At 22.1% G+C, this 5,193-nt stretch carries 8 protein-coding genes; 4 read left to right on the top strand and 4 right to left on the bottom strand.

The window, feature by feature from the left end:
• Positions 1-19 precede the first annotated feature (19 nt).
• Both EHU54_RS04375 and EHU54_RS04370 read left to right on the top strand, forming a co-directional pair.
• Entirely contained in the window at positions 20-430 is a 411-nt protein-coding gene (locus EHU54_RS04375; protein ID WP_400249128.1) for a type IV secretory system conjugative DNA transfer family protein, read from the top strand.
• A gap of 178 nt (positions 431-608) precedes the next feature.
• Positions 609-959, top strand: coding sequence for a hypothetical protein (locus EHU54_RS04370; protein ID WP_400249127.1), 351 nt, complete (start codon positions 609-611; stop codon positions 957-959).
• Between the two features lie 441 nt (positions 960-1,400).
• Here the strand turns inward: EHU54_RS04370 and EHU54_RS04365 are convergent, their stop codons facing one another.
• From EHU54_RS04365 to EHU54_RS04350, 4 genes are all read right to left on the bottom strand, one after another.
• Positions 1,401-1,808 carry a hypothetical protein gene (locus EHU54_RS04365; RefSeq protein ID WP_400249126.1) on the bottom strand — a complete coding sequence of 136 codons (408 nt, stop codon included), beginning with the start codon at positions 1,806-1,808 and terminating at the stop codon, positions 1,401-1,403.
• The gene (locus EHU54_RS04360; protein WP_400249125.1) at positions 1,798-2,127 is read right to left on the bottom strand and encodes a hypothetical protein; all 330 of its coding nucleotides are present in this window, start codon (positions 2,125-2,127) and stop codon (positions 1,798-1,800) included. The genes EHU54_RS04365 and EHU54_RS04360 overlap by 11 nt, the downstream gene beginning before the upstream one ends.
• 8 nt (positions 2,128-2,135) lie before the next feature.
• A complete protein-coding gene (locus tag EHU54_RS04355; RefSeq protein WP_400249124.1) occupies positions 2,136-3,050 on the bottom strand; it encodes a class I SAM-dependent DNA methyltransferase in 915 nt (304 codons plus the stop codon).
• A 155-nt stretch (positions 3,051-3,205) separates the two neighbouring features.
• On the bottom strand, positions 3,206-3,835 hold the full coding sequence (locus tag EHU54_RS04350) for a type I restriction enzyme HsdR N-terminal domain-containing protein (RefSeq protein ID WP_400249123.1): 630 nt from the start codon (positions 3,833-3,835) through the stop codon (positions 3,206-3,208).
• 868 nt (positions 3,836-4,703) lie between these two features.
• Between EHU54_RS04350 and EHU54_RS04345 the strand changes: the two genes are divergently transcribed.
• The gene (locus EHU54_RS04345; protein ID WP_400249122.1) at positions 4,704-4,988 is read left to right on the top strand and encodes a hypothetical protein; all 285 of its coding nucleotides are present in this window, start codon (positions 4,704-4,706) and stop codon (positions 4,986-4,988) included.
• Positions 4,943-5,158, top strand: coding sequence for a hypothetical protein (locus EHU54_RS04340; RefSeq protein WP_400249121.1), 216 nt, complete (start codon positions 4,943-4,945; stop codon positions 5,156-5,158). Before EHU54_RS04345 ends, EHU54_RS04340 begins: the two co-directional genes overlap by 46 nt.
• Positions 5,159-5,193: the final 35 nt, after the last annotated feature.

Genomic DNA, 5,193 nt, shown 5'->3' with positions numbered 1-5,193 from the left:
TCAAATTTCATAATTTTAGATTCCTATAATTTCTATTTTAAATATATTTTATAGGAATTTTAAAATAACTAGGTTATGCAAGAAGTCTATTATATTTAGTGACGAAAATGATAATTACTATAAATTAATAGCAATATTAATTAATCAAATTTATCAATTTTTAACAAATAAAGCAAGTGAAACAATCGAACAAAAACTAGAAAAATCAGTATATTTTATTTTAGATGAATTTGCTAATTTAACAAAAATAAATAACATTGAAAAATGAGTTAATATTTCTCGCAGCAGAAACATATTTTTTCAATTTATTTTACAAGATATTAACCAATTAAAATTAAATTATGGTGATACAATAGCAAAAATTATTTTAAATAACTGTGGGATGCATATTTTCTTACATACTAACGATTTAGAAACAATAAAATATTAATATTATAGTGAATTATTTGGAACAAAAACAATAGAACAAATTAGTATTAATGAAAATAAAAGCAATATTAGTGTTTCAAAAAATTTAAAAAACCATCCGTTAATGTTAACTAGTGAGCTTGCAAATTTAAAACAAGGACAAGGGACAAGGAATTGTTAAAATATCACGCTATAACCCAATGAAAATAACTTTAAAGCTATGAAAAGATTTAAATTTATTAGAAAAAACAAACACATTTCAATTAAAAGATATTGAATATATCAATTTCAATAAAGAATATTTTTATGATATTAAAAATAACAAAAAAGAAATGAAAGAAAATGAAACTAATGACTTTGCTGATTTAACAACAGAAGAAATTACAACAAATATTAATAATTTAAAAATGCAATTAAGAGAGTATGAAAATACAAATTACAAATCTATTCAAAGTAAAACAATGATAAATTTACTTTTACAAAAAATCAAAAACCTTGAAATAGAATTAATCAAAAGACAAGAAACCAATAATTATTCTGAAAAGGAATAATTATTTTTTATAAATAGTAAGATTTCACAAAGTGGTCAAGCTGGAACACTAAAAAATAAACGAAGTGGGAGGATATCTGTAAGGTTAATCAACTAATTAAATTAGTACTACATGGGGCAGAAGAGTAGTCACAAGTGATTAATTAAACCGTACCTAGGGGAAACTCTACCTAAATGAGAAAAAGTAATAAAGTTATTTAACAAATAACTATTAAAATTAAGGTAATTATCCTCTTATAGTATGTTAAATTATTTTTTATTTTTTGGTTTTTTTAATGCTTTTTTACCTAAATTTTCTTGTTTTTTAGTTGTTATTGAAAAAATTGTATTATCAAATATTTCTTTATTACCAATATATTCATTTTGATTTATTTTTTTTCATAATTATAAACTCCTTTACTTTATTTAAATTAAACAAAAATATTTCTCTTTTATAAAAAAGTTATCATTTTACTTTTATTTTATTTTTAAAGTTAAATCTTGTTTCTAATATTTTTTTAAATTCTTCTGCTTGTTCCTTAAGTTTATTATTATCCTTTAAAAATCCAATTTTTATTTTATATATATTTTTTCCTATAGTTGATATAGTACCTTGAATAAATATTCCTTTTTTAACTTGTTCTAATACATAGTCACTATTTAATTCAGCAATTAAATTAAATTGATTTATATTTAAAAAATTATTTTTTTTAGTTCTAAATATATACATATGTGATTGCAATAATGCATTTTCTTCACCAGACATAACAAGTGCAGATTCTCCAATACAGTGCTTACCATCTTTTGCAAAAATTATATCAAATTTTTTTAATGGCTTTGATTGCATATCAAAAAAATTTTTAGAAACCAAATTTTTGTGGATTTCTTACAATTTCAAGGTTTTTAATATCAATAGTTCGTAAAAAAGGAATTTCTCCTTGATCAGAATAGTTTATAGATTCTATACTATTACCACTTAGTAACAATTTTTTATCAGTAGACTCTAATATATTATTGTTTATTAATTCTTCAATTGTAAAAAATACTTTTTCCTCATTTTCAATAATAGTTTCATTACAATTTATAAAATCAGCATAATATGATGGTCATAAATTAAAATTGTTTTCTTTAATAAAACTAAAAGGAACAGTAAATATTTTTTTATTAAATTCATTATTGTTAAAAGGCAATACATCTTTTAAATTATATTGTAAAAATTATCCATTTCATCATCAACTATAAAATGTCCTTCTTTATCTTTTAATGGCTCTCCAAAATCATTAATTTTATATAATGTTTTTCCATTTTTATCATTACCTATTTTTTTAATATCGATAAGAACAGTATTATAATCTTTAAATATTTTATATTTTTGAAAAATAATAATAGAAGATTTTATACCTGTATGTGGCTTAAATGTTTCAATTGGCAAAGATACTATAGAAATTATTTTTCCGTTATTATTTAAAAATTTTCTTATATATTTGTCATTATAATTTCCTATTATTCCTTCAGGAACAACTATAACCATAATACCATTTTCTTTAAGTAATTTAACAGAAAGTTCTATAAAAAGAACTTCTGGGTTTGTTCCTTTTGAACCATTTGATTTTAAACTATAATTATTTAATATTTCATTATTTTTTATTTTTATTTTTTTTCCAAATGGTGGATTTGTTAATAATAAATCAACTGTATCATAATGTTCTTCTAAAGATTGCAAGCTATCTTTATTCATTACATTACTTGTTCCATCGCCCAAAATACACATATATGCTTTAGTTACTTTAGCAACAAATTTATCTTTATCAATTCCATAAATCTTTGTTTGTGCAAAATTTAGTTGTTCTTCTTTCTTTTGTAATTCATTTTTATTACTTATATTAATTTTTTTTCAAACAAAATCCAATGCTTCAACTATAAAACCCCCCGTTCCACAAGCAGGATCCATTATTTTTATATTTGAATTAATTGAAATAAAATTCTTATCTAGATACTTTAAAATAAAACGAATAACATTTCTAGGTGTAAAAAATTGTCCGTGTTCTCCTTTAAGAGCATTACCAATAAATACCTCAAATGCATCTGCTATGGAATCTCTTTGAGATTCCATTAACGAAATATATTTTAATCTATTAACAATATAAGCAATTAAATCACTTGGAAAATCTATTAATTCATTTTTTTCAAATACAGAAGAATACTGATTTTTAACTTTATTAAATAATTCAAAAATTCTATTTTCTATTTCTTTAGGAGTATTTGAATCTAAAGAAAAAAATCTAATGCTTTATTGTTTTCCTTATATCTCTCATCATATATTTTACAAAAAAGAACTTTTATAAGATTTTCTGCTATACTAAATCCTGAAGTTGAACTGACAATATGTGCTGATATATAAGAGTGGATTTCTTTGAAAATTGATTTTAAATCATCATATTCTTTTAATTGTGATTTTATTAATCATTGTTCGTCTTCAATGCCTTTCATTGGTATAGAATTAATTTCTTTATAATCAAATATTTTTCCATTTTTAATTATCTTTTTAAAGTATTTTCTTTCTATTCCATTAAATCATATACCAAAATTTGCTTCAGATAAACTTAAATATTTTTTTAACTGATTTATTCCTTCATTTTTATTTTTATTTTTACATTCAACTATAATTTTAACTTTACCATTTTCAAAAACAGCAATATCAACTGGATATTTTTTACCTTCACTTGGTGTTGAAACTTCATATTGTGGTTTAGTAATTATATCATTTTTATTATAACCAAAAATTCCGACCAATTCTTTTGAAAGTGGTTGTACTGCATCTAATTCCTCTGGAGTAAATAAAATTTCTTTTCCACTAATAAAATCTATTATTTTTTCTTTAATATCATGTTTTTTCATGGTTCAAGTACTCCTTTAAAATATATTTTCTTTTAGTTAAATTCTAACATAAAAAATGATTTTATACTGTAAATTGTAAATGCAAATGTAGCACTTTATTGAAAAAGAATAAAGTGCTTTTTATTTTGTAAAAAATACTTATATTTATTGGATTAATCGTTAGATAGTATCTTTTACACTTAATAAAATATGTTTTTTCAGAAAAATCCATCCTTTTTTTTCTTAAAAAATTTTGAATAATTGTTTTATTTAGTTGTTAGTTAATTATTAAATATATTACTAAAAAAATATATTTAATAAACAAAGAATTAAAAAAGATAATGAGATAAAAAAATAAAGATACTATCTAACGATTAATCCAAAATTCAATCTTTAAAATTTAATATTTTGATGCTTAAAGATGGGCAACCCATCTATGGCACGAAGCCTTAAAGAAAGTGTAAAAGCGAATGGATTTACTCCTATTTATTTCTTTAATTCTCGGCAAGATTAATCCCTTGCGAAATGTCAGAGCGCGTGTTTTTTGCTTGTTTTCATAAAAAGAGTGCTGTTAAACCGAAAAAAACAATATCGGACACTAAAAAACAAGAGGGTTGGAGCTCCAAAAGGTTATTTTCTTTATATAAAGTTGTCTAGGGATGGATGAAGCGTAATTAATAACTGGGTAACCTTGTTTTACTTCCGTTGGGGGATAAACTCTGTCTAAATATAAAGTTTTAGTATCGCCATCCACCTCACTTCGGTGGTGGGTGGTGGCGAATTAACTAATTAAATCAAAATATAAATATTATTACTAAATATCAAAAGCTTAACCAACAAAGGGATTTTCTGTTTATTTAACAAAATAAGAAGAAAGGAATAAAATATTATGCAAGAATATAAAAGTAAATATATTAATAAAACTTGAAATGAAATAACAACTTCTTTTGATTGAGTTAATTGTCAATCCATTAATTGCCGTATTTCGCATCACAAAAATCATTATGATTTACAATGTTTAGAATGAGCAAAAATGTATTTAAACTTATTTGAAAATAAATGAAATGTCATTAATTCATATATGCAACATTACAAAATTAATGACATTTTAGATTTGGCTACCGATGGTTGAAAGATATTACAAATTGAGAAAAAAATCAAACAAATAATTTAAAATATATTATTGCAATTGATCCTGCTGGAATTGGGCAAACTGGAATTATTATTTATAATGTTTTGCAAAAGAAAATAATTAATAATATTACTTTTCATTCTAACTCTGAAGAAGAAGCAATAAATAATATGTATTTAATATTAGACTTCTTGCATAACCTATTAAAATAATTGTAAATATTTTTAAAAAGATACTAATAGCAAAT

The sequence above is a fragment of the Spiroplasma sp. ald genome (assembly GCF_044714355.1).
Lineage (GTDB): Bacteria > Bacillota_I > Bacilli_A > Mycoplasmatales > Mycoplasmataceae > Spiroplasma > Spiroplasma phoeniceum.
This window is presented reverse-complemented; position numbering and strand designations above follow the sequence as displayed.